We start from the raw sequence: 22213 nt of genomic DNA, 5'->3' as shown, positions 1-22213 counted from the left end.
GGCGCGATGCGTCAGCCCGTTTGCTTTTGTCACGCTAACGGCGCGTTCTCACCACCTGATAGCGACGGGTAAAGTACTCCACCGGCGCGCTCCAGACGTGCACCAGACGGGTGAACGGAAACAGCAGGAAGATGGTCATGCCGAGCACCAGATGGATGCGGAAGATCGGCGCGACGCCGTCCAGATGCGCCGAAGCGCCGCCCTGGAAGGTGACCACCGCCTGCGCCCAGCCCACCAGTTTCAGCATTTCGCTGCCGTCCATATGCTGGGCGGAGAAGGGAATGGTGGACAGCCCCAGCAGGCACTGAATCAGCAGAATGCTGAGGATCAGGATATCGGCGGTGCTGGAGGTGGCGCGGATGCGCGGATTAAACAGCCGGCGCACCAGCAGCATGATGCCGCCGACCAGCGTCAGCACGCCGCACACGCCGCCCAGCACCATCGCCAGCTGCTGTTTGACGGCGATCGGCAGGAACCAGGCGTACATCCAGTGCGGCGTCAGCATACCGAACAGGTGACCGAAAAAGATCCCCAGAATGCCGATATGAAACAGGTTGGAGGCCAGGCGCATGCCGCGTTTGTCCAGCATCTGGCTGGAGCCGGCGCGCCAGGTGTATTGCCCGTAGTCATAACGCAGCCAGCTGCCGAGCAAAAAGACCGTACCGCACAGGTAGGGATAGATGTCGTAAAAGAAGACGTTCAGAAACTGGATCATTTCGGGCCTCCTGAACCGACGTCGACATACTGCGGCGCGACGTCCTGGCTAAAGCGCCGTTGGTAACTCTGCTGCGGCGAGCTGTCGCAGGCGGCGCTGTTGTCGTCGATAAACTTCACCTGTTCTTCTTCCCACACCGCGTCCATCGCCTGCGGCGTATCGTCGCGCTCCTCCGCCGCCGCCTGACGGCTGGCGTTGTCGCTGCGCAGCGGACTGCCGGCCAGGGCCAGTAACGCGTCGAACAGCGGCTGCCATGCCGCGCCGCGCTGTTGCAGCCGGGCGCCGAGCAGCGCCAGAATCGGCGCGACGTTCTGCAGCCCTTCCTGCGCTTGCGCGGGGGGAAGAATGCTGAGGTATTCCAGATAGAGCGGCAGATAGTCCGGCAGCTCCCGGCGGGCCAGCTGCAGACCCTGCTGCTGGTATTGGCCCATCAGTTCCACCATCGCCTGGCCGCGGTCGCGGGATTCGGCGTGCACGTGCTCGAACAGCAGCAGTGAGGTGGTGCGCCCGCGGTCGAAGATCTCGCACCACTGCGCCTGCCGCTCCAGCAGCGGGGCGCTGAACAGCGTGCGGGTAAACGGCAGCAGCTCGGGCGCCCGTTGCTCGACCAGCGGGATGACCTCGTCGGCGGCAGCCCATAGATCGTCGTCCGGGTAGTCGATCAGCAGGCCGATGACTTTCAGGATTTGCATCACTTGCCCTCCGCCTTGTCCTGCACTTCGGTGATGTTGATGGCGTCAATGCGGCTGCTGTTGAACAGGTTGAACTTGGTGTCGGAGCCGTGGCAGCCGTCGCCGAAGGTAAAGCCGCAGCCGTTGCGTTCCGGGAAGGCGTCTTCGGCCATTTCCCGGTGGCTGGTGGGGATGACAAAGCGATCCTCATAGTTGGCGATCGCCAGGTAGCGGTACATCTCCTCCACCTGCTCGACGCTGAGGCCGACCTCCTCCAGCGCGCGGGTGTCCGTTACGCCTTCCACGGTTTGCGAGCGTTTGTAGTGGCGCATCGCCATCATGCGCTTCAGCGCGCGCAGCACCGGGCCGGTATCGCCGGCGCTGAGCAGGTTGGCCAGATACTGCACCGGGATACGCAGGCTCTCCACCGCCGGCAGAATATTGCCGTTGTGCGGCAGCGCGCCGGCGTCGGCCACCGATTGAATCGGCGACAGCGGCGGCACGTACCACACCATCGGCAGCGTGCGGTATTCCGGGTGCAGCGGCAGCGCCAGTTTCCAGTCCATCGCCATCTTATACACCGGCGACTTTTGCGCTGCCTCGATCACGTTTTGCGGGATCCCCTGCTTCAGCGCCTCTTCGATCACCGTCGGATCGTGCGGATCGAGGAACACTTCACACTGGCGCTCGTACAGATCGGTTTCATGCTCGGTGCTGGCCGCTTCTTCGATGCGGTCCGCGTCATACAGCAGCACGCCCAGATAGCGGATACGGCCGACGCAGGTCTCCGAACAGACGGTCGGCTGGCCGGATTCAATGCGCGGATAGCAGAAGATGCACTTCTCGGACTTGCCGCTTTTCCAGTTAAAGTAGATTTTCTTGTACGGGCAGCCGCTGATGCACAGCCGCCAGCCGCGGCACTTGTCCTGGTCGATCAGCACGATGCCGTCTTCTTCCCGCTTGTAGATCGCGCCGCTCGGGCAGGTGGCGACGCAGCTGGGGTTGAGGCAGTGCTCACACAGGCGCGGCAGGTACATCATGAAGGTGTTTTCAAACTCGCCGTACATCTCTTTCTGCATGGCCTCAAAGTTTTTATCGCGGGCGCGTTTTTCAAACTCGCCGCCGAGCAGCTCCTCCCAGTTGGGGCCCCACTCGATGTTGTCCATGCGTTTGCCGCTGATCAGCGAGCGCGGCCGGGCGGTGGGCTGATGCTTGCTTTCCGGCGCGCTGTGCAGGTGCTGATAGTCGTAGGTAAAAGGCTCATAGTAGTCGTCGATGCCGGGCAGGTTCGGGTTGGCGAAGATCTTGGACAGTACGCCGACGCGGCCGCCGAGGCGCGGCTCCAGCTTGCCGTTGATCTTTCGGATCCAGCCGCCCTGCCAGGTATCTTGATCCTCCCAGTTTTTCGGGTAGCCGATGCCCGGCTTGGTCTCCACGTTGTTAAACCACGCGTACTCCATCCCTTCGCGCCCGGTCCAGACGTTTTTACAGGTGACCGAGCAGGTATGGCAGCCGATGCATTTATCGAGATTGAGCACCATGCCCACTTGTGAACGTATTTTCATTTTTTCGGCTCCTGTACCTGATCGTGGCCTTCACCGTCCAGCCAGTTCACGTTTTTCATCTTGCGGATCATGATGAATTCGTCGCGGTTCGAGCCGACGGTGCCGTAATAGTTAAACCCGTAGGCCAACTGGGCGTAGCCGCCGATCATATGGGTGGGTTTGGGGCAGACGCGGGTGACGGAGTTGTGGATGCCGCCGCGCATGCCGGTCACCTCGGAGCCGGGGATATTCATAATGCGCTCCTGGGCGTGGTACATCATGGTCATGCCGGGCGGCACGCGCTGGCTGACCACCGCGCGGGCGGTCAGCGCGCCGTTGGCGTTGAAGGCCTCGATCCAGTCGTTATCCGCAATGCCCAGCTCGCGCGCGTCGGTTTCGCTCAGCCAGACGATCGGCCCGCCGCGCGACAGCGTCAGCATCAGCTGGTTTTCGCTGTAGGTGGAGTGGATGCCCCATTTCTGGTGCGGCGTCAGGAAGTTCAGCGCCTTTTCCGGGAAGCCGTTGGGCGGCACGGCGCGCATTTTGCTGACGCTCTGAGTATCGATCGGCGGCCGGTAGGCCACCAGGCTTTCGCCGAAGGCGCGCATCCACGGGTGATCCTGATACAGCTGCTGACGGCCGGACAGCGTTCGCCACGGGATCAGCTCATGGACGTTGGTGTAGCCGGCGTTATAGGAGACGTGCTCGCTCTCCAGCCCTGACCAGGTCGGGCTGGAGATGATTTTGCGCGGCTGCGCCTGAATATCGCGAAAGCGGATCTTCTCATCTTCTTTATTGAGCGCCAGATGGGTGTGATCGCGGCCGGTAAATTCGCCGAGCGCCTGCCAGGCCTTCACCGCCACCTGGCCGTTGGTTTCCGGCGCCAGCGTCAGGATCACCTCCGAAGCGTCGAGCGCGCTGTCGATCAGCGGCCGCCCCTTGGCCGGCCCGGCGGTTTTGGTGTAATTCAGCTTGCCGAGGAACGCCACCTCGTTCTGCGTCTCCCAACTGATGCCCTTGCCGCCGTTGCCGAGCTTATCCATCAGCGGGCCGAGCGAGGTAAAACGCTCATAGGTGGCGGGGTAGTCGCGCTCCACCGCCACGATATTCGGCGCGGTCTTGCCGGGGATCAGGTCGCATTCGCGATGGCGCCAGTCCTGAATGTCGAACGGCTGCGCCAGCTCCGCCGGGGAGTCGTGCTGCAGCGGCTGCAGCACCACATCGGTTTCCTGTCCCAGATGGCCGACGCAGGTTTCGGAAAACGCCTTGGCGATGCCTTTATAAATTTCCCAGTCGCTGCGCGATTCCCAGGCCGGATCGACCGCCGCCGACAGCGGATGAATAAACGGATGCATATCCGAGGTGTTCATATCGTCCTTTTCATACCAGGTGGCGGTCGGCAGCACGATATCGGAGAATAGGCAGGTGCTGGACATGCGGAAATCGAGGGTGACCAGCAGATCCAGCTTGCCTTCAATGGCCGCCTGCTGCCATTCGACCTCTTCCGGCTTCACGTCGGCGTCACCCAGCGCCTCGCCCTGAATGCCGCTGTCGGTGCCGAGCAGGTACTTCAACATATATTCGTGGCCCTTGCCGGACGACCCCAGCAGGTTGGAGCGCCAGACAAACAGGTTGCGCGGGTGGTTGCCGCCGCTGTCCGGCTGTTCGCAGGCGAAGCGGATATCGCCGCTTTGCAGCGCCTGCACGGTGTAGTCCACCGGAGAGGCGCCGACGGCGTCGGCCTGCGCCTTGATGCCGAGCGGGTTAACGTTCAGCTGCGGGGCGGAGGGCAGCCAGCCCATGCGTTCGGCGCGCACGTTGAAGTCAATCAGATGGCCGCTGAAGCGGCCGGCGTCGGCCAGCGGGGAGAGCAGCTCCTGCGCGGTCAGTTTTTCATAGCGCCACTGGCTGGCGTGGTTGTAGAAGAAAGAGGTGCTGTTCATCTGCCGCGGCGGGCGGTTCCAGTCCAGCGCAAACGCCAGCGGCAGCCAGCCGGTCTGCGGCCGCAGTTTCTCCTGCCCGACGTAGTGCGCCCAGCCGCCGCCGCTTTGCCCCACACAGCCGCAGAACACCAGCATATTGATCATGCCGCGGTAGTTCATGTCCATGTGGTACCAGTGGTTGACCCCGGCGCCGAGAATAATCATCGAGCGGCCGTGGGTCTTATGCGCGTTATCGGCGAACTCCCGGGCGATGCGCTCGATATGCTGCTGCGGCACGCCGGTGATCTGCTCGGCCCAGGCCGGGGTATAGGCTTTGACCTCCGAAAAATCCCGGGCGCAGTGGGGATCGCCCAGCCCGCGTTCCAGCCCGTAGTTGGCCAGCAGCAGGTCGTACACGCTGGCGACCCGCGCCTCGCCGCCGTCGGCCAGCGTCAGGCGTTTGACCGGCAGCTGATGCACCAGCACCGGCGTTTGCGGCACGCTGCGAAAGTGCGGGTTCTCATTGCCGCCGAAATAAGGGAATGCGACGCCGGCCACCTCATCGTGTTCGCCCAGCAGGGACAGCCGCAGCTCGGTTTCCGCGCCGGCCGCCAGCGGCTCCAGGTTCCATTTGCCTTTTTCACCCCAGCGGAAGCCAATGGAACCGTTCGGCGCCACCGGCTCACCCGCCTGGCTGAACGCCACCGTCTTCCACTCCGGGTTGTTGCTCTCCCCCAGGTTATCGACCAGATCGGCGGCGCGCAGCATGCGGCCCGGCGCGTAGCTGCCGTCTTCGCGCGGTTCCAGCAGCACCAGCATCGGCATATCGGTATAGCGCCGGCAGTAGTTGAGGAAATAGTCGCTGGGATTATCCAGGTGGAAGGCTTTTAAAATCACGTGCCCCATCGCCATGGCGAGCGCGCTGTCGGTGCCCTGTTTGGGCGCCAGCCACTGGTCGCACAGCTTGGCGACTTCAGAGTAGTCCGGCGTGATGGCGATGGTTTTTGCGCCCTTGTAGCGCACCTCGGTAAAGAAGTGCGCGTCCGGCGTGCGGGTCTGCGGCACGTTCGAGCCCCAGGCAATCAGGTAGCTGGAGTTGTACCAGTCGGCGGATTCCGGCACGTCGGTCTGCTCGCCCCAGGTCATCGGCGACGCCGGCGGCAGGTCGCAGTACCAGTCGTAAAAACTCAGGCAGGTGCCGCCGATCAGCGACAGATAGCGGGTGCCGGCGGCGTAGGAGACCATCGACATCGCCGGGATCGGCGAAAAGCCGGCCACGCGGTCCGGGCCGTAGTGTTTGATGGTCCAGACGTTGGCTGCGGCAATCAGCTGGTTCAGCTCGCGCCAGTTGGAGCGCACGAAGCCGCCGTGGCCGCGCGCCTGTTTGTAGCCGGCGGTTTTTTGCGGATCGCTTTGAATCGCGTCCCAGGCGGCGACCGGATCGCCGTGCTGCTGCAGGGCTTCGCGCCACAGCTCAATCAGGCGCTTGCGCACCAGCGGGTACTTCAGGCGGTTGGCGCTGTAGAGATACCAGGAGTAGCTGGCGCCGCGCGGGCAGCCGCGCGGTTCGTGGTTGGGCATATCGGGGCGGGTGCGCGGGTAGTCGGTCTGCTGGGTTTCCCAGGTCACCAGACCGTTTTTGACATAGATCTTCCAGCTGCAGGAGCCGGTGCAGTTGACCCCGTGGGTAGAGCGGACGATTTTGTCAAACTGCCAGCGCTGCCGGTAACTGTCCTCCCAGTCCCGGTTGGTGTTCATCTCCTGGCCGTGGCCGTCCGCAAACGTGTCGCCTTTTTGCTTAAAGTAGCGAAAGCGATCGAGTAGCTTACTCATGACATTTCTCCTGACAGGGCTGCTCACACCCTGTGGTTACACTGCTCACAGATTGCTGATAGGGCCCGCTGCAACGGGTCGATTATTTCTTGGCGGCTGAGCGGCGACCGTAAACCAGCCAGGTCACCAGCACGCAAACGATGTAAAACACCAAAAAGACTTTCATCGCGCCGACCGGCGAGCCGGTCATCGCCAGTGAGGTGCCGAAAGCTTTGGGGATAAAGAAGCCGCCGACGGCGCCGATGGCGGAGATAAAGCCCAGCGCGGCGGCGGTATCGGTCACCGCTTCGCGCTGCGCCTGCTCATCGCTGCCGCCGCGGGCCTTCACCCTGTCGAGGGTGATGCGGCGGAAGATCACGGCAATCATCTGGAAGGTGGAGCCGCTGCCCAGCCCGGCGGTGAGGAACAGCCCCATAAACACCAGATAGAACGCCAGGAAGCTGCCGGAACCGCTGCCCGGCAGGGTCAGGAACAGCAGGGCGGTAAACAGCGCCATAAAGATGAAGTTAATCAGGGTGACGCGCACGCCGCCCAGTTTGTCGGAGATCACGCCGCCCAGCGAACGCGCCAGCGCGCCGATAAACGGGCCGAAAAACGCCAGCTGCAGAATATCCACCTCGGGAAACTGCGTCTGGGCCAGCATGGCGAAGCCGGCGGAAAAACCGATAAACGAACCGAAGGTCGCCAGATACAGCAGCCCTAACAGCCACAGGTGCAGACGCTTTAACACCGGCAGCTGCTCGGCGATCGAGGCCTTGGAGCTGGCGATATCGTTCATGCCGACCCAGGCGGCCAGGGTGGCCGCCAGCAGCAGCGGCACCCAGATCCAGGCGGCGTTGGCCAGCCACAGCGTGGGGCCATCCTCCTGCGCGGCGCCCGGCACGCCAAGCAGGGCGAAAAGCGGCAGCAGGATCACCAGCGGCGCGATCATCTGCATCACGCTGACCCCTAGGTTGCCCAGGCCGCCGTTAATCCCCAGCGCGCTGCCCTGCCGGGCTTTAGGGAAGAAAAAGCTGATGTTGCCCATGCTGGAGGCAAAGTTGGCGCCGGCGAAGCCGCACAGCAGGGCGATAATAATAAACACCCAGTAAGGCGTGGCGGGGTGTTGAATGGCGATGCCGAGCGCGATGCAGGGGATCACCAGAATCACGGTGCTGATCACCGTCCAGTGGCGGCCGCCGAATATCGGCACCATAAACGAGTAGGGCACGCGCAGCAGCGCGCCGGAGAGCGAGGGCAGCGCGGTTAACAGAAAGAGCTGGTCGGTGGTAAAGTTAAAGCCCACCTTGTTCAGGTTGACGGCGACGGCGCTGAACAACATCCAGACGCAGAACGCCAGCAGCAGACAACAGACGGAAATTACCAGATTACGACGCGCAATGCCCTTACCTTTATTGTTCCAGAAAGCCTCATTCTCCGGCCGCCAGTCACGCAAAAGATAGGGATTATCTTTCTCAGTTTGTTGCGACATATGCCCTCACTAAATGGCTAACTTAATGAAAACAAGCTTGAATCTTAGAATTTGCCGACAGGCTATTTTTTGACCTGCGAAACAGGTTTTAGATTGAAGCGTAGATGAAGAATGCGGGTTATGTGGTATATCGACTTATTTAGTAAGGTTATGCATGTAAATTTTTGTAACCGTGGAAGGGGTGATAGCGGGCCGGGGGCGATGCGACGCACTGACGCGAAGCGTGATTTCACCGCCGGCGTTGGGTTATGGCCTTGATGTCGATTGGCAACATTGTTGCGTGGCAAGTTCAGAAACCACAGTCGCTCAGCCCCGGATGCTCGTCCGGGCGTCGGCCCTGCGGCCAGTAGAAGCGGCGTTCGGCGGCGGCTATCGGGCTGTCGTTAATGCAGGCGAAACGGGTGGTCATTAACCCCTGCGCATTAAATTCCCAGTTCTCATTGCCGTAGCTGCGATACCAGTTGCCGGAATCGTCATGCCACTCATAGGCGAAACGCACCGCAATTCTGTGCGCGTCAAACGCCCACAGCTCTTTGATCAGGCGATATTCCAGCTCTTTGTGCCATTTGCGCTGTAAAAACTGCACCACTTCATCACGCCCGTTGACGAACTCGGCGCGGTTGCGCCAGCGGGTGTCCGGCGCGTAGACCTGCGATACCCGCAGCGGATCGCGGCTGTTCCAGGCGTCTTCGGCCAGGCGGACTTTTTGCCGGGCGCTGTCCAGCGTAAAGGGCGGCAGTGGGGAACGGGTTTCCATCATCATTTCCTCGCGGTATGTAGACAGAGTTGTCTACATGCGCAGATTATCCGATGTAGACAGACCTGTCTACATATTGCGATAATATCCGCCAGGAGGCAGCCATGACCACAACCGATTTACGCAGCGCGCGCGAGCGCATTATTGAAACCGCCCACGACCTGTTCTACCGCGACGGCATCCGCGCCACCGGTATCGACCGGATTATCAAGCAGGCCGGGGTGACCAAAGTGACCTTTTATCGCCATTTTCCCGCCAAAAACGACCTGATCCTGGCGTTTTTACGCTACCGGCATCAGCGCTGGATCGGCTGGTTCCGTGAGACGCTGGCGCGGGAGATGACGAGCGGCGGCACGCTGGTGCAGGCGTTGCCCGCTACGCTGGCGCAGTGGTTCGCCACGGCGGATTTTCGCGGCTGTGCGTTTATCAATACGGCGGTGGAAATGGCTGACAGTCTGCCGGAGACGCTGGCGCTGGTGCGTGAGCATAAGCAGGATATGCGGCTGGCGATTGCCGCTTTTCTGCCGGGCGACCAGCAGGGCGCGCGTACGGCGCACAAACTGGCGTTGCTGGCCGACGGGGCGATAGTGATGGCGCAGCGCGGGGAAAACGGCGACGAGACGCTCTCTTTGCTGCGCGACTGTGTGGCGGACAGCCTGAGAGGTTAGGCGCAGGCGTCTGGCCGTTACTCCGGCAAATCAATCAGCAAGGCGCGCAGCGGCGTTGCGGCGCGCAGCGTGAGCCGGGTTTCGTTATGCACAAAAGCGCCGTCGCCGCAGGTCAGGTGCTGCGGCGCATGATGCTCGCCGTGGGCGGAGCAGGCGCCGTGGATTGACTGCAGGTAGGCGCGCGCGCCGTGCAGCGGCAGCGTCAGCGTTTCACCCGGCGGTAAATCCAGGTGATGGACCCATACCTGCTGGCGCAGATGCAGGCTGCCCTGCGCGCCGTCCGGCGAGGCCAGCAGCTGGTGCGGCTGCGGTTGCAGCGCTAGGCGCTGAATCCGCTCGTTGCTGCGTTCCGGGCAGGCGTCCAGCCACAGCTGCATGCGCGTCAGCGGCGTATCGGCGCCAAGATTCTGTTCGCCGTAGCTGACGCCGGCGTGCGCCGCCAGCAACAGGGCTTCGCCGGCGGCGGCGCGCACGCTGTTGCCGTCGTTATCGCGGTACTCGGCTTCCCCCTGCAGGATCAGGTTAATGATATCGACGTTGGGGTAGGCGCGCGGCTGCAGAGCGGCGCCCGGCGCCAGCACTTCCTGGTTCAGCACCCGCAGCGAGGCGTAGCCCATCAGTTTGGGGTCGAAGTAGTGTCCGAAAGAGAAGGTGTAGCGAGCCTGCAGCCAACCAAAGTCAGCTTGCCCGCATTGTTCTGCTGTTCTGCATGTAATCATGGCAATGGGCTCCCTAATTTCAATCTGTATACCCTAAATAATTCGAGTTGCAGGAAGGCGGCAAGAGAAGGAATCCCGATGAGCTGACTCGGGTCAGTGATTCGGGTGACTGAGCGCAGCCAACGCACCTGCAGCTTGAAGTATGATGGGTATAAATGGTAAGCATCTGGACGGCAGATTGTTAGCCAGTTAATCTGGTTGCCATATTCAAATTTCCTGACAGAGAGATGCAATGGCCAGAGATCGGGCGTTAACGCTTGAGGCGTTAAGGGTGATGGATGCCATCGATCGCCGCGGCAGTTTTGCCGCGGCGGCGGATGAGCTGGGCCGGGTGCCGTCGGCGCTCAGCTACACCATGCAAAAACTGGAAGAGGAGCTGGACGTGGTGCTGTTTGACCGCTCCGGACACCGCACCAAATTCACCAACGTCGGGCGCATGCTGCTGGAGCGCGGCCGGGTGCTGCTGGAAGCGGCCGATAAGCTGACCACCGACGCCGAAGCGCTGGCGCGCGGCTGGGAAACCCATATCACCATCGTCAGCGAGGCGCTGTCGCCGCCCAGCCTGCTGTTCCCGCTGGTCGACAAGCTGGCGCTGAAGGCCAATACCCAGGTGTCGATTTTCAGCGAGGTGCTGGCCGGCGCCTGGGAGCGTCTGGAACAGGGGCGGGCCGATATTGTGATCGCGCCGGATATGCACTTTCGCGCCTCGTCGGAAATCAACACCCGCAAGCTGTACAAGGTGATGAGCGTCTACGTGGCGGCGCCGGATCATCCGATCCATCAGGAGCCGGAGCCGCTGTCGGAAGCCACCCGGGTGAAATACCGCGGCATTGCGGTGGCGGACACCGCGCGCGAGCGCCCCGTGATTACCGTACAGCTGCTGGATAAGCAGCAGCGGCTGACCGTCAGCACTATCGAAGATAAGCGGCGGGCATTGCTGGCCGGCCTGGGGGTGGCGACCATGCCGTACGCCATGGTGGAAAAAGATATCGCAGAGGGGCGGCTGCGCGTGGTGGGGCCGGAATACAGCCGCGAGGCGGACATCATTATGGCCTGGCGGCGCGACAGCATGGGCGAGGCGAAAGCCTGGTTCCTGCGTGAAATCCCGCGACTGTTCGCACAGAAATAGTGAAAACCTCGCCGAGCGGCGAGGTTTTTTTATTAACGGAAACGCTGGTCGCGGCCGTGCGGCTCATTCAAATCCTGCGCCGGGCCGATGGAGATAATGCCGTACGGATTGATGGTGGCGTGACTGCGGTAATAGTGATGGCGGATATGCGCCATATCGACCGTCTCGTCGACGCCCGGCAGCTGATAAATATCGCGCAGGAAGCCGTACAGGTTCAGGTAGTCGCTGATGCGCCGCTTGTCGCACTTAAAGTGGGTGACATACACCGGGTCGAAACGCACCAGCGTGGTCCACAGGCGTAAGTCCGCCTCGGTCAGCCGGTCGCCGGTCAGATAGCGGTGCTGGCCGAGGATCTGCTCCAGCCGCTCCAGCGAAGCAAACACGCCGCTTACCGCCTCATCATACGCCTCCTGGCTGGTGGCGAAGCCGGCTTTGTAGACGCCGTTGTTGACCGTGTCGTAAATCCAGCCGTTCAGTTGATCAATTTTTTCGCGCAGCTCGGCCGGGTAATAGTCGCCGGCGCGTGCGCCGACGCCGTCAAAGGCGCTGTTGAACATGCGCAGGATGTCGGCGGACTCGTTGCTGACGATGGTCTGCCGTTGTTTATCCCACAGCACCGGTACGGTGACGCGGCCGCTGTAGTGCGGGTCGGCGCGCAGATAGAGCTGATACAGGAAGTCGGCGTGGTACAGCGGATCGCCGCTGGCGCCGGGGAAGTCGTCGGCGAAGGTCCAGCCGTTTTCCCGCATCAGCGGATTGACCACCGAAACCGGAATGATCTGCTCCAGCCCTTTCAGCTTGCGCATCAGCAGGGTGCGGTGCGCCCACGGGCAGGCGAGGGATACGTACAGGTGGTAGCGATCTTTTTCTGCATTAAAGCCGCCGTCGCCGTGTTCGCCGGGCTGTCCGTCGGCGGTGATCCAGTTGCGGAACTGGGAGGTGGAGCGCTTGAAGCGGCCGCCGGTGGATTTGGTGTCGTACCAGACGTCTTGCCAAACGCCGTCAACGAGTTGTCCCATGGGAGTCTCCTTCGTCTTGGATGACAGAGAGGGAGCCAGGCATGCCTGGCTCCCTTAAGGTTAGTTTACCACTTCTTGTTCAGCAGGCGGTCGATGCTGAAGGCGCCCGGTCCGGCGACCGCCAGTACGATATAACCGCCGGCGATGGTCAGGTTTTTCATAAACATCAGCTGGTTAACGCCATCTGCAAAGTTGGTGTGGAACAGCAGCGCGGTCAGGATGGTGAAGCCGGCGGTGAACAGCGCGGTAGTGCGCGTCAGGAAGCCGAACAGAATCGCCAGGCCGCCGCCAAACTCCAGCAGGATGGTCAACGGCAGCAGGAAGCCCGGTACGCCCATCGATTGCATGTACTGCTGAGTGCCGGCGTAAGCGTCGCCCATTTTGCCGTAGCCGGCGACGATAAACAGGATTGGCATCAGAATACGCGCCACCAACAAACCGGTATCTTCTAATTTTTTCATCATTCACTCCAAAAGTTTTTTTGCGCCACGCTGGCTGTGTTATGTCATCCGGCGGTGCGCATAGCGTTGTTCTGGCGCGCCGTCCGTTTCGATGGAATGAATGTTAATCGTGAAGCGTACACTTTGTTAGCAAGTAAAATTGCTATAATCTTTCAAAAATCATGAATATTTAGCGGGCTAACATTTTGAGATGAATATGCGGCGCAATGGCGCACGACGGCCGCCGCGAGCGGCAGCACGGAGTGCGGACAGGAAAGGGCGGACGGAAAGGATTAACGAGAGAGGGTTTTACGCAGCAGCCGCACGGTGCCCCAGGCGCTGAAGGCGCGACGCGACCAGCGGATCAGCTTGCCGGGGTGGCGCATGCCGTACAGGGCGACCGCGCCGGAGCCGAGCAGCAGGTACTTGCGCATGCCGAACAGGGTTTGATAACCACGGTCAATGTGTTCGGTTTTATCCAGCCACTGCGCGGCATTGTCGCCCAGGTCGGCGCGCTGCTGCTCGATCCGGTTAATCAGCTGCTGTTTTCTGACGGCCAGCGCCCGGCGGCGGCTCATTTTTTCCCCTCCAGCGCGGCGCGGTCCTGCTCCAGCTGTTTGCGCGTTTCGGCCAGCAGCGTGGTGCGCTTCACTTTCACCAGCGTCCAGATCACGCCCACCACGGCAAGAAACAGCAGCACGCCGGTCGTCGTGCCCAGTGCCATCACGCGGTAGGCCGGGTCGATCGCCCAGAACAGCAGGATCAGCAGGCTCATCAGGCCGAAAGCGGTGAACAGCAGAGTAATGCCCACCAGCAGCATCAGCTGAATCAGGTTGGCTTTTTCCTCTTCCAGCTCGACGACCGCCAGTTTCAGCCGTGACTCCACCATGCCAACCAGGATGGTGATAATGCGCTGGCCGATGTCCAGGACCCCTTTGGCGGGGCCCTGCGCACGGGATTGCTCGTGCTCGCCCATATTAACGACGCGCCAGCAGCACGCCCAGCACGACGCCGACCGCAGCGCCGATGCCGATGCCGGTCCACGGGTTGTCGCGCACATAGTCGTCAGCCTGGCCGGCGATCTGCTTGGTCTGGCTGGCCAGCTTGTCGCCGGCGTCGCCCAGGCGGGCGCGGGTGTCTTTCAGCGCGCCTTCCGCTTTGGAACGCAGCTTTTCCAGTTCAGCCTTCGGCTTATCGGTGGAAGAGTTAAGCACCTCTTCCAGGGTATCGGCTAAGGACTTCAGTTCAGCGCGTAAGTTTTCTGCATCTTTTGCCATTTCTCTAACTCCTTAACGTTAACTGCAAGATATCCCAACATAACGGATTTTTTGGCGGCAGCAAAGCGAACGGGTGGCGAATATCACTGTGGAAACGATTATTTTCCTATGAATATTCCGAACCCGGCGCCTGTCGCCGGTGAACATTATTATTCCGCCTGCGCCTGTTTCAGCTCGGCTTCAGCTTCCGCCAGCTTCTGCTGTTTTTTGGCGACTTTATCCAGCTTGCCGCTTTGCTGAGCCTCTTTCAGCTCCTGACGGCGCTCTGCAACTTTGTGCTGCTTTTCTGCAATTTTTTGCTGCCGTTCGGCCTGCAGGCCGGCGTCAGTGCAATGAGCCTGCACTTCACCCAGCGCGGTTTTCAGCCCGGCGACGCGTTGGCTGTTGCCGTGCTGAGTGGCGTAATCAATCTGCTGCTGAATCTCCTGCGCTTTGGCGGCGCAGCCGCCCCCAGCCGCCATCGAAAACGAGGCGAAGGCGAAGAGGGAGAGGGCTAAAGGGGCGGTATAGCGTAATTTCATCTGTCGGTTCCTTGTTAATGGGATGCATGGGGATGTATCCGTTTCCTGCTGGGCGATGGAGGATTACGCGGCTGCCATCGCCATTATTCAGCATAGTCACTAAATTGTCCGGATAGCAAAGATCCACGCTGAAATGTCAAACGATTGTTGATTAAATGAACAGCTGCGCGCCTATCCCAGATCCTGCGGCGTCCTGGTCAGTTTGCGTATCCAGTGGCTGGGGGCGGGGAGTTCGCTCAGCGCGATGCTGTAGCCGGGGGGCAGAATGGCCTGCAGCGTTTCCCGCGCCAGCAGCTGCTGCTGCGGGGAGTCCAGGCGGATCACCAGGCCATCGCCTTCCGGGGTAATGCTTTTAATACGGATGCCGCGCGCATCCAGACGCTGATAAACGTAGAAACCGTCCGGCAGCGACAGGCCTTGCTGGGTGGAGCGGATGCGCAGTTCGGTTTCGGTGCGCACCATGGCGGGCAGGAAAAATACGCACAGCGCCAGCAGGGCCAGCGCGACAATCAGTGCATACTGCCAGCGGGAACGCGGCGTGGTCACGCGCCGTTGCCCGTGTTTTGGCTGGCGCGCTTCTTACGCCACAGCACAATCAGCGAGCCGACCAGGCCGACCACCAGCAGCACCAGCGGCAGCATCATCAGGCAGAACATCAGCTGATCTTCGTATTTGCGGAACACCGGCGTTTTGCCGAGCGCAAAGCCGAGGCTGGTCAGGATCACCACCCACAGCAGGCCGCTCATCCAGTTGAAGAACTGGAAGCGGGCGTTGCTCAGGCCCGACAGGCCGGCGATGGTAGGCAGCAGCGTACGCACGAAGGCCAGAAAGCGGCCGACCAGCAGCGCCGACAGGCCGTGGCGGTGGAACAACTGGTGCGCGCGCTGGTGGTAGTGGGCGGGCAGGTGCGACAGCCAGCCCTGCACCGTGCGGGTATTGCCCAGCCACTTGCCCTGTATATAACTGACCCAGCAGCCCAGACTGGCGCCGACGGTGAGAATAAAGATGGTGAGCGGGAAGTTCATGGTGCCTTTGGCGATCAGTACGCCGACCAGAATCAACAGGCTGTCGCCGGGCAGGAAAGCGGCGGGCAGCAGGCCGTTTTCCAGAAACAGAATCATAAACAGCAGCACGTACAGCGTCCACACCAGCGAGGGGTTCGCCAGCGTTTCGAAGTCCTGCTGCCATAAGGCATCCAACAGTTGTTTAATGATGTCCATCCAGTGTTCCTAAAACGTCTTTGCCTGATTTCTCTTAGCGGCCTGATTACCGGAATGCCGGCGCCGCAGGTGAACGGTGAGGTGTTTTTGCTTGTGAGTGATTACCCTACCGGTCATGAGTGGTAAGTCAGCGTTCCTCGGTACAGCATGTTGCTCGCTTGCCAGCCGCCGACCCGGCTTTGCTGGTGGGAGGAGCGGAGCATCCAGTTAACCTGTTCGAGGCGGTTGGATGCCGGCGCCGTCTGGCGCGGATAGCGGCTCTCTCGCCGCGCCTCTGTTAAAGCATAGGCGGGGATCGGTGAAACAACAGAGAGCGAAGAGATGTAGCTGGACGTGTTGCGCGGCAGCAGCAGCGGCCATTTTTTTCCCGGCGCCTTACGGCGCAGGTCGGCCGGCGGGCGCAGCGCCTGCGGGTAGTCGTCCTGGGCGGTTGCGTTGTGGTTGGGTTGGGCGTTTGGCTGTGCCGGTTGCGTCGTATAGAGCTGCTGGCCGGAGACCGCGCCGGTCCAGCAAAAAAGAGCAATCAGCATGGCAAACAACCAGCGCATGAATTCGCGTTCCGCCCCCGCAGTAATAAGGCTAAAAAAAGTGGTCCGATTTTAGCAAAGCCGCCCGATCGGCAACAGGGAAATATCTGTTGCCGCCGGTGAATTATTACACGGGAAACGGCGCCGACGGCATTGATTCAGCGTATTTTACAATACCTGACATAAGGTAAGATTATTTGACCGCCGTCGACGATTTGTTGCCGCCGCTCGCGCTGTCCAGCTGCGGCAGCGGGTTCTCGGCAAACAGGTAGCGGTCAACGTTATATTCGAAGTCGTCGGTGGTGGCGTTGAACAGCATCTGCTTGGTGTTTTCCAGGTGCTGCCACATCGCCAGCTTGGCGGCGGCGGGATCCTTGCGCATCAACGCCTTGAGGATCTGGTCATGGTCGTCGCACCAGCTGTCGATCGAGCGATCGTCAATATGTTCGTGCAGCTTGATCCAGTAAGGGTTATGCACCCGCTGGCTCCACATTTTTTCGACGATGGTCGCCATCGCGGTGTTTTGCGTGGCGAGCGCGATCTGTACGTGGAATTTCAGGTCCCACTGCGAATCGCGGAAGCGATCTTCCCGCCGGGCGTTTTCCTGAATCTCCATCAGCTGCACGATATCCTGTTTGGTGACCTGGGTGGCGGCGAACTCGGCGATGTTGCTCTCAATCAGCTGACGCGCCTGCAGCAGCTCAAACGGCCCGACGCTGGCGAATTCGATGCTGTCCCCCGGCACCACCAGGTGCTTTTGCTGGTTGGAAATCACATGGATCCCGGAGCCTTTGCGCACTTCGACGTAGCCTTCCACTTCCAGCATGATAATCGCCTCGCGCACCACGGTGCGGCTGACGTTCATCTCTTCGGCGATATAGCGCTCCGCCGGCAGTTTGTCGCCGACCGGATAAACGCCGCCTTCAATGCGTTGTTTCAGTTCGGCGGCCAGTTGCTGATATAAGCGTCTGCTTTCGGTGAATTCCATAATGAGTGCTCTGCGCTAGGAAAGGCGGGTTGCCAACAGATTTGTTATACCACTTATCCGGTTTTGCCGCCAGTGAATGGCGGCGGGCCGCCCGGCGCTCGGACCGGGCGACGCGCGGGATCAACCGCCTGCGGCGGCGGTGTGCAGCGCTTCTTTTTCCCCGGCGGCGGCCGGGCGGTTTTGCAGCACCGTCCAGATAACGATGGCGCCCAAAATATCGAACACCGACAGGGCGGCGAACAGCGGGCTGAAGCCGAGCGTATCCGCCAGCGCGCCGACCACCAGCGCGAACAGGGTGCTGGCGGTCCAGGCGGCCATGCCGGTCAGGCCGTTGGCGGTCGCCACTTCGTTACGGCCGAAGACGTCGGAAGAGAGCGTGATCAACGCGCCGGACAGCGCCTGATGGGCAAAGCCGCCGACGCACAGCAGGGCAATGGCGACATACGGGCTGGAGAACAGGCCGATCATGCCGGGGCCGATCATCAGCAGCGCGCCAAGGGTCACCACCAGCTTGCGGGACACGATCAGATTCACCTTGAAATACTTCTGGAACAGCGGCGGCAGGTAGCCGCCGACGATACAGCCGAGATCGGCGAACAGCATCGGCATCCAGGCGAACATGGCGATTTCCTTCAGGTTAAAGCCGTAGGCTTTAAACATAAACAGCGGGATCCAGGCGTTGAAGGTGCCCCAGGCCGGCTCCGCCAGAAAGCGCGGCAGCGCGATGCCCCAGAACTGCCGGTTGCGGACGATCTGCCAGGCGGACATTTTTTTGGCGTTGCTGGTCTGGTGCTGGGCTTCCTGGCCGTCCAGGATGTAGCTGCGCTCCTCGGCGCTGAGTTTCTTCTGGTCTTTCGGATGCTTATAGAACAGCAGCCAGCAGATGGCCCAGATCAGGCTCAGGACGCCGGTGATGATAAACGCCATTTCCCAGCTGTGGGCGACGATGGCCCACACCACCAGCGGCGGTGCGATCATGCCGCCGATTGACGAGCCGACGTTAAAGTAGCCGACGGCGATCGAGCGCTCTTTGGCGGGAAACCACTCGCTGCTGGCCTTCAGCCCGGCGGGGATCATCGCCGCCTCCGCCATGCCGACCGCGCCGCGCGCCAGCGCCAGCCCGCCCCAGCTGTTGGCCAGCGCGGTGCCCATGCAGAACAGCGCCCATAAAATGGCGAACATCGCATAGCCCACTTTGGTGCCCAGCACGTCGAGCACGTAGCCGGCCACCGGCTGCATCACGGTATAGCAGGCGGAGTAGGCGGCGACGATATAGGAATATTGTTGGGTGGTGATATGTAAGGTGTCTTCCAGCGTCGGCGCGGCGACGGCAATCGCGTTGCGGGTCAGGTAACCCAGTACCGTGCCGATGGTCACCAGCCCGATCATGTACCAGCGTAACCCTTTGATTTTGCGCATGAGAAATCTCTCCCCGTCTTTAGCAATCGTCGCGCCCGTTGATGCTGCGCAACGTGGATAATGGTGATTTCCTGTCTGTCGTGGTGTAAGGCGTGTTCGGCTCGCCGGCGCTTTCCGCCGCGAGGTGAAGAGGCGAGACAATAACTTGTCATACAGATTTAAAAGTTGAGTGACATCACAAAAGTCATTATTCAGTTACGCAATAATATGAAGGCCATGCTGAGGTTTTTTTGCGATGAAACCCGCAGTTATCGCGCCTTGAAGCGCCTTTTTTACCGTAAGCATGGCGAAAAAAACCTGGACGCCGTAATTAATTGGTGTGATAACTTTTAAAGCAATGAGGCGACAAAAACCCGCTACGCAAGCTGAGGACCTGATATGGCCACGTTTTTAAGCGAAGATTTTTTACTGGATACGGAATTTGCCCGGCGTTTGTACCATGAGTATGCGGCGCAGCAGCCGATTTTTGACTATCACTGCCATCTGCCGCCGGCGCAGATTGCCGAGAACTATCGCTTCAAAAACCTGTATGACATCTGGCTGAAAGGCGACCACTACAAGTGGCGCGCCATGCGCACCAACGGCGTGGCGGAACGTCTTTGCACCGGCGACGCCGGCGATCGGGAAAAGTTTGACGCCTGGGCGGCGACCGTGCCGCATACCATCGGCAACCCGCTCTATCACTGGACGCACCTGGAACTGCGCCGGCCGTTCGGCATTACCGGCACCTTGCTGTCGCCGGCGACGGCGGACGATATCTGGCAGCGCGCCAACGAGCTGCTGACGCAGGATGCGTTCAGCGCGCGCGGGATCATGCAGCAGATGAACGTGAAAATGGTCGGCACCACCGACGATCCGATCGACGATCTGCGCCATCACCGGGCGATCGCCGAGGACGGCGGCTTTGATATCAAAGTGCTGCCGAGCTGGCGGCCGGACAGGGCGTTCAACATTGATGCGCCGGCCTTTAGCGATTACCTGCAGCGGCTGGCGGCCGCGGCGGACGTGGAGATCCGCCGCTTTGACGATTTACGCCAGGCGCTGAGCAAGCGGCTGGATCACTTTGCCGCGCACGGCTGCAAGGTGTCGGACCATGCGCTGGACGTGGTGGTGTACGCCGACGCCGACGAGGCGACGCTGGATGCGATCCTGAGCCGACGCCTCGACGGCGCGCAGCCGGATGAAACGCAGAGCGCGCAGTTCAAAACCGCCGTGCTGGTGTTTCTGGCGGCGGAGTATCAGCGCCGCGGCTGGGTGCAGCAGTATCACATCGGCGCGCTGCGTAATAACAACAGCCGGATGTTCGAGCGCATCGGCCCGGATATCGGCTTCGATTCGATCAACGATCGGCCGCTGGCGCAGCCGCTGTCGCGTTTGCTGGATGCCCAGGCGCGCCAGGGCGGGCTGCCGAAGACCATTTTGTACTGCCTGAACCCACGCGATAACGAAGTGATCGGCACCATGGTGGGCAACTTCCAGGGCGAGGGGACGCCGGGCAAGATGCAGTTCGGCTCCGGCTGGTGGTTTAACGACCAGAAGGATGGTATGCAGCGGCAGATGACCCAGCTGGCGCAGCTGGGCCTGCTGAGCCGCTTTGTCGGCATGCTGACCGACAGCCGCAGCTTCTTGTCTTATACCCGCCATGAATATTTCCGGCGCATTCTGTGCCAGATGATCGGGCGCTGGGTGGAAGACGGCGAGGCGCCGGCGGATCTGGCGCTGCTGGGGGAGATGGTGAAAAACATCAGCTTCGACAACGCCAAAAACTACTTCGCCATTGAACTGGCTTAACCGTCGCCTACAGGTGTCTTATGCAGAGCTTTATTAAGATTCATGCGCAGGACAACGTGGCGGTCGCCCTGCGCGATCTGGCCGCCGGGGAAACCCTGCAGTTGGATGAGGCGCGCTGCCTGACGCTGCCGCAGCCGGTGGCGCGCGGGCATAAGTTTGCGCTGACGCCGATCGCCGCCGGCGGAACCATCGTTAAATACGGTCTGCCGATCGGCCACGGGGTGGCGGCGATTGCGCCGGGGGAACATATTCACGCGCAGAACGCCAAAACCAACCTGAGCGATCTGGACGACTATCAGTATCAGCCGGACTTCCCGGCCGTGCCGCCGCAGGCGGCGGATCGCGAGGTGCAGATCTACCGCCGCGCCAACGGCGAGGTCGGCATCCGCAATGAGCTGTGGATCGTGCCGACCGTCGGCTGTGTCAACGGCATCGCCCGCCAGATCCAGCGACGTTTTCTGCAGGAAACCGCCGATGCCGAGGGCATTGACGGCGTCCATCTGTTCAGCCACCCGTTCGGTTGCTCCCAGCTGGGGCAGGACCATGAAAACACCCGCACCATGCTGCAGAATATGGTGCGCCATCCGAACGCCGGCGCGGTGCTGGTGATTGGCCTGGGCTGTGAAAACAACCAGGTCGATGCGTTTCGCGACACGCTGGGCGCGGTCGACGACGCGCGGGTACGCTTTATGGTATGCCAGCAGCAGGATGATGAAGTGGAGGCCGGGCTGGCGCAGCTGCATGCGCTGTACCGGACGATGCGCGCCGATCGCCGCCAGCCGGGCAGGCTCAGCGAGCTGAAGTTCGGCCTGGAGTGCGGCGGCTCCGACGGGCTGTCCGGCATTACCGCCAACCCGCTGCTGGGGCGTTTTTCGGACTATGTGATCGCCAACGGCGGCACCAGCGTGCTGACCGAAGTGCCGGAGATGTTCGGCGCCGAGCGCATTCTGATGAGCCGCTGCCGCGACAGACAGACCTTCGACAAGACCGTCGCTATGGTCAACGACTTCAAAAAATACTTTATCGCCCACCAGCAGCCGATTTATGAAAATCCGTCGCCGGGCAACAAGGCCGGCGGTATCACCACGCTGGAAGAAAAGTCGCTGGGCTGCACCCAGAAAGCGGGGCAGAGCCAGGTGGTGGACGTGCTGAAATATGGCGAGCGCCTGCGCCAGCCAGGGCTGAATCTGCTCAGCGCGCCGGGCAATGACGCGGTGGCGACCAGCGCGCTGGCCGGCGCCGGCTGCCATATGGTGTTGTTCAGCACCGGGCGCGGCACGCCGTATGGCGGCTTTGTGCCGACGGTGAAGCTGGCGACCAACAGCGAGCTGGCGGCGAAAAAGCCGCACTGGATTGATTTTGACGCCGGACGGCTGATTCACGGCATGCCGATGGAACAGCTGTTGACGCAGTTTGTCGATGAGATTGTCGCCATCGCCAACGGCAAGGCGGCGAAAAACGAGCTGAACGATTTCCGCGAGCTGGCGATCTTTAAGAGCGGCGTCACATTGTGAGTGCTGTCGGCCGAATGAATCAGGGGGCCGATATGGCCCCCTCAGACAGCTGACAAAGCCTGTTATTA

At 61.2% G+C, this 22213-nt stretch carries 22 protein-coding genes; 4 read left to right on the top strand and 18 right to left on the bottom strand.

Annotation, left to right across the window (positions count from 1 at the left end):
• Positions 1-34 precede the first annotated feature (34 nt).
• The 6 genes from narI to D781_RS19560 form a co-directional block, all read right to left on the bottom strand.
• Positions 35-715 carry a respiratory nitrate reductase subunit gamma gene (gene narI / locus D781_RS19585; protein ID WP_015961971.1) on the bottom strand — a complete coding sequence of 227 codons (681 nt, stop codon included), beginning with the start codon at positions 713-715 and terminating at the stop codon, positions 35-37.
• Positions 712-1407 carry a nitrate reductase molybdenum cofactor assembly chaperone gene (narJ, locus tag D781_RS19580; RefSeq protein ID WP_015961970.1) on the bottom strand — a complete coding sequence of 232 codons (696 nt, stop codon included), beginning with the start codon at positions 1405-1407 and terminating at the stop codon, positions 712-714. The genes narI and narJ overlap by 4 nt, the downstream gene beginning before the upstream one ends.
• Positions 1407-2951 (bottom strand): nitrate reductase subunit beta, encoded by a 1545-nt coding sequence (gene narH / locus D781_RS19575; protein ID WP_015961969.1) that lies wholly within the window; start codon positions 2949-2951, stop codon positions 1407-1409. The genes narJ and narH overlap by 1 nt, the downstream gene beginning before the upstream one ends.
• Positions 2948-6685: a nitrate reductase subunit alpha gene (locus D781_RS19570; RefSeq protein WP_015961968.1), complete on the bottom strand. Its 3738-nt coding sequence runs from the start codon at positions 6683-6685 to the stop codon at positions 2948-2950. The genes narH and D781_RS19570 overlap by 4 nt, the downstream gene beginning before the upstream one ends.
• Positions 6686-6767: 82 nt before the next feature.
• A complete protein-coding gene (gene narU, locus D781_RS19565; RefSeq protein ID WP_015961967.1) occupies positions 6768-8156 on the bottom strand; it encodes a nitrate/nitrite transporter NarU in 1389 nt (462 codons plus the stop codon).
• A gap of 289 nt (positions 8157-8445) precedes the next feature.
• Positions 8446-8913 carry a nuclear transport factor 2 family protein gene (locus D781_RS19560; RefSeq protein WP_080062383.1) on the bottom strand — a complete coding sequence of 156 codons (468 nt, stop codon included), beginning with the start codon at positions 8911-8913 and terminating at the stop codon, positions 8446-8448.
• A 104-nt stretch (positions 8914-9017) separates the two neighbouring features.
• Here D781_RS19560 and D781_RS19555 point away from each other — a divergent pair, with 104 nt between their 5' ends.
• On the top strand, positions 9018-9581 hold the full coding sequence (locus D781_RS19555; RefSeq protein WP_015961965.1) for a TetR/AcrR family transcriptional regulator: 564 nt from the start codon (positions 9018-9020) through the stop codon (positions 9579-9581).
• 17 nt (positions 9582-9598) lie between these two features.
• Here the strand turns inward: D781_RS19555 and D781_RS19550 are convergent, their stop codons facing one another.
• The gene (locus D781_RS19550; RefSeq protein ID WP_015961964.1) at positions 9599-10300 is read right to left on the bottom strand and encodes a pirin family protein; all 702 of its coding nucleotides are present in this window, start codon (positions 10298-10300) and stop codon (positions 9599-9601) included.
• A gap of 232 nt (positions 10301-10532) precedes the next feature.
• On the opposite strand from D781_RS19550, the gene D781_RS19545 reads away from it, so the two are divergent.
• On the top strand, positions 10533-11429 hold the full coding sequence (locus tag D781_RS19545; protein ID WP_015961962.1) for a LysR family transcriptional regulator: 897 nt from the start codon (positions 10533-10535) through the stop codon (positions 11427-11429).
• A 32-nt stretch (positions 11430-11461) separates the two neighbouring features.
• Here the strand turns inward: D781_RS19545 and D781_RS19540 are convergent, their stop codons facing one another.
• The 11 genes from D781_RS19540 to D781_RS19490 form a co-directional block, all read right to left on the bottom strand.
• On the bottom strand, positions 11462-12448 hold the full coding sequence (locus tag D781_RS19540; protein WP_015961961.1) for a glutathione S-transferase family protein: 987 nt from the start codon (positions 12446-12448) through the stop codon (positions 11462-11464).
• A gap of 65 nt (positions 12449-12513) precedes the next feature.
• Complete coding sequence (locus D781_RS19535) at positions 12514-12909, bottom strand: DoxX family protein (protein ID WP_015961960.1); 396 nt, start codon at positions 12907-12909, stop codon at positions 12514-12516.
• 272 nt (positions 12910-13181) lie between these two features.
• Positions 13182-13466 (bottom strand): YqjK-like family protein, encoded by a 285-nt coding sequence (locus tag D781_RS19530; protein ID WP_015961959.1) that lies wholly within the window; start codon positions 13464-13466, stop codon positions 13182-13184.
• Entirely contained in the window at positions 13463-13864 is a 402-nt protein-coding gene (locus D781_RS19525) for a phage holin family protein (protein WP_015961958.1), read from the bottom strand. The genes D781_RS19530 and D781_RS19525 overlap by 4 nt, the downstream gene beginning before the upstream one ends.
• Before the next feature lies 1 nt (position 13865).
• Positions 13866-14165: a YqjD family protein gene (locus D781_RS19520; RefSeq protein WP_015961957.1), complete on the bottom strand. Its 300-nt coding sequence runs from the start codon at positions 14163-14165 to the stop codon at positions 13866-13868.
• A gap of 149 nt (positions 14166-14314) precedes the next feature.
• A complete protein-coding gene (locus D781_RS19515) occupies positions 14315-14686 on the bottom strand; it encodes a DUF1090 domain-containing protein (RefSeq protein WP_015961956.1) in 372 nt (123 codons plus the stop codon).
• Between the two features lie 171 nt (positions 14687-14857).
• Complete coding sequence (gene mzrA / locus D781_RS19510; RefSeq protein WP_015961955.1) at positions 14858-15232, bottom strand: EnvZ/OmpR regulon moderator MzrA; 375 nt, start codon at positions 15230-15232, stop codon at positions 14858-14860.
• Complete coding sequence (locus D781_RS19505; RefSeq protein WP_015961954.1) at positions 15229-15906, bottom strand: DedA family protein; 678 nt, start codon at positions 15904-15906, stop codon at positions 15229-15231. The genes mzrA and D781_RS19505 overlap by 4 nt, the downstream gene beginning before the upstream one ends.
• A gap of 113 nt (positions 15907-16019) precedes the next feature.
• A complete protein-coding gene (locus D781_RS19500; RefSeq protein WP_015961953.1) occupies positions 16020-16454 on the bottom strand; it encodes a hypothetical protein in 435 nt (144 codons plus the stop codon).
• Between the two features lie 172 nt (positions 16455-16626).
• Positions 16627-17421 (bottom strand): transcriptional regulator ExuR, encoded by a 795-nt coding sequence (exuR, locus tag D781_RS19495; protein ID WP_015961952.1) that lies wholly within the window; start codon positions 17419-17421, stop codon positions 16627-16629.
• A gap of 120 nt (positions 17422-17541) precedes the next feature.
• Positions 17542-18840, bottom strand: coding sequence for an MFS transporter (locus D781_RS19490; RefSeq protein WP_015961951.1), 1299 nt, complete (start codon positions 18838-18840; stop codon positions 17542-17544).
• Between the two features lie 378 nt (positions 18841-19218).
• Between D781_RS19490 and uxaC the strand changes: the two genes are divergently transcribed.
• Both uxaC and D781_RS19480 read left to right on the top strand, forming a co-directional pair.
• The gene (uxaC, locus tag D781_RS19485) at positions 19219-20631 is read left to right on the top strand and encodes a glucuronate isomerase (RefSeq protein ID WP_015961950.1); all 1413 of its coding nucleotides are present in this window, start codon (positions 19219-19221) and stop codon (positions 20629-20631) included.
• A 20-nt stretch (positions 20632-20651) separates the two neighbouring features.
• Positions 20652-22145, top strand: a complete 1494-nt coding sequence (locus D781_RS19480; RefSeq protein ID WP_015961949.1) for an altronate dehydratase family protein — start codon at positions 20652-20654, stop codon at positions 22143-22145.
• Positions 22146-22213: the final 68 nt, after the last annotated feature.

This window comes from Serratia sp. FGI94 (assembly GCF_000330865.1).
Taxonomy (GTDB): domain Bacteria; phylum Pseudomonadota; class Gammaproteobacteria; order Enterobacterales; family Enterobacteriaceae; genus Serratia_B; species Serratia_B rubidaea.
This window is presented reverse-complemented; position numbering and strand designations above follow the sequence as displayed.

Bases quoted from the DNA above. Each gene is read 5' to 3' on its own strand.
- D781_RS19505 (WP_015961954.1), bottom strand. From the start codon at position 15,906: ATGGACATCATTAAACAACTGTTGGATGCCTTATGGCAGCAGGACTTC.
- D781_RS19555 (WP_015961965.1), top strand. From the start codon at position 9,018: ATGACCACAACCGATTTACGCAGCGCGCGCGAGCGCATTATTGAAACC.
- D781_RS19545 (WP_015961962.1), top strand. From the start codon at position 10,533: ATGGCCAGAGATCGGGCGTTAACGCTTGAGGCGTTAAGGGTGATGGAT.
- D781_RS19550 (WP_015961964.1), bottom strand. From the start codon at position 10,300: ATGATTACATGCAGAACAGCAGAACAATGCGGGCAAGCTGACTTTGGT.
- narU (WP_015961967.1), bottom strand. From the start codon at position 8,156: ATGTCGCAACAAACTGAGAAAGATAATCCCTATCTTTTGCGTGACTGG.
- narH (WP_015961969.1), bottom strand. From the start codon at position 2,951: ATGAAAATACGTTCACAAGTGGGCATGGTGCTCAATCTCGATAAATGC.
- D781_RS19570 (WP_015961968.1), bottom strand. From the start codon at position 6,685: ATGAGTAAGCTACTCGATCGCTTTCGCTACTTTAAGCAAAAAGGCGAC.
- narI (WP_015961971.1), bottom strand. From the start codon at position 715: ATGATCCAGTTTCTGAACGTCTTCTTTTACGACATCTATCCCTACCTG.
- D781_RS19500 (WP_015961953.1), bottom strand. From the start codon at position 16,454: ATGCGCTGGTTGTTTGCCATGCTGATTGCTCTTTTTTGCTGGACCGGC.
- D781_RS19535 (WP_015961960.1), bottom strand. From the start codon at position 12,909: ATGAAAAAATTAGAAGATACCGGTTTGTTGGTGGCGCGTATTCTGATG.
- D781_RS19530 (WP_015961959.1), bottom strand. From the start codon at position 13,466: ATGAGCCGCCGCCGGGCGCTGGCCGTCAGAAAACAGCAGCTGATTAAC.
- D781_RS19515 (WP_015961956.1), bottom strand. From the start codon at position 14,686: ATGAAATTACGCTATACCGCCCCTTTAGCCCTCTCCCTCTTCGCCTTC.
- D781_RS19520 (WP_015961957.1), bottom strand. From the start codon at position 14,165: ATGGCAAAAGATGCAGAAAACTTACGCGCTGAACTGAAGTCCTTAGCC.
- D781_RS19480 (WP_015961949.1), top strand. From the start codon at position 20,652: ATGCAGAGCTTTATTAAGATTCATGCGCAGGACAACGTGGCGGTCGCC.
- narJ (WP_015961970.1), bottom strand. From the start codon at position 1,407: ATGCAAATCCTGAAAGTCATCGGCCTGCTGATCGACTACCCGGACGAC.
- D781_RS19525 (WP_015961958.1), bottom strand. From the start codon at position 13,864: ATGGGCGAGCACGAGCAATCCCGTGCGCAGGGCCCCGCCAAAGGGGTC.
- uxaC (WP_015961950.1), top strand. From the start codon at position 19,219: ATGGCCACGTTTTTAAGCGAAGATTTTTTACTGGATACGGAATTTGCC.
- D781_RS19540 (WP_015961961.1), bottom strand. From the start codon at position 12,448: ATGGGACAACTCGTTGACGGCGTTTGGCAAGACGTCTGGTACGACACC.
- D781_RS19490 (WP_015961951.1), bottom strand. From the start codon at position 18,840: ATGCGCAAAATCAAAGGGTTACGCTGGTACATGATCGGGCTGGTGACC.
- D781_RS19560 (WP_080062383.1), bottom strand. From the start codon at position 8,913: ATGGAAACCCGTTCCCCACTGCCGCCCTTTACGCTGGACAGCGCCCGG.
- exuR (WP_015961952.1), bottom strand. From the start codon at position 17,421: ATGGAATTCACCGAAAGCAGACGCTTATATCAGCAACTGGCCGCCGAA.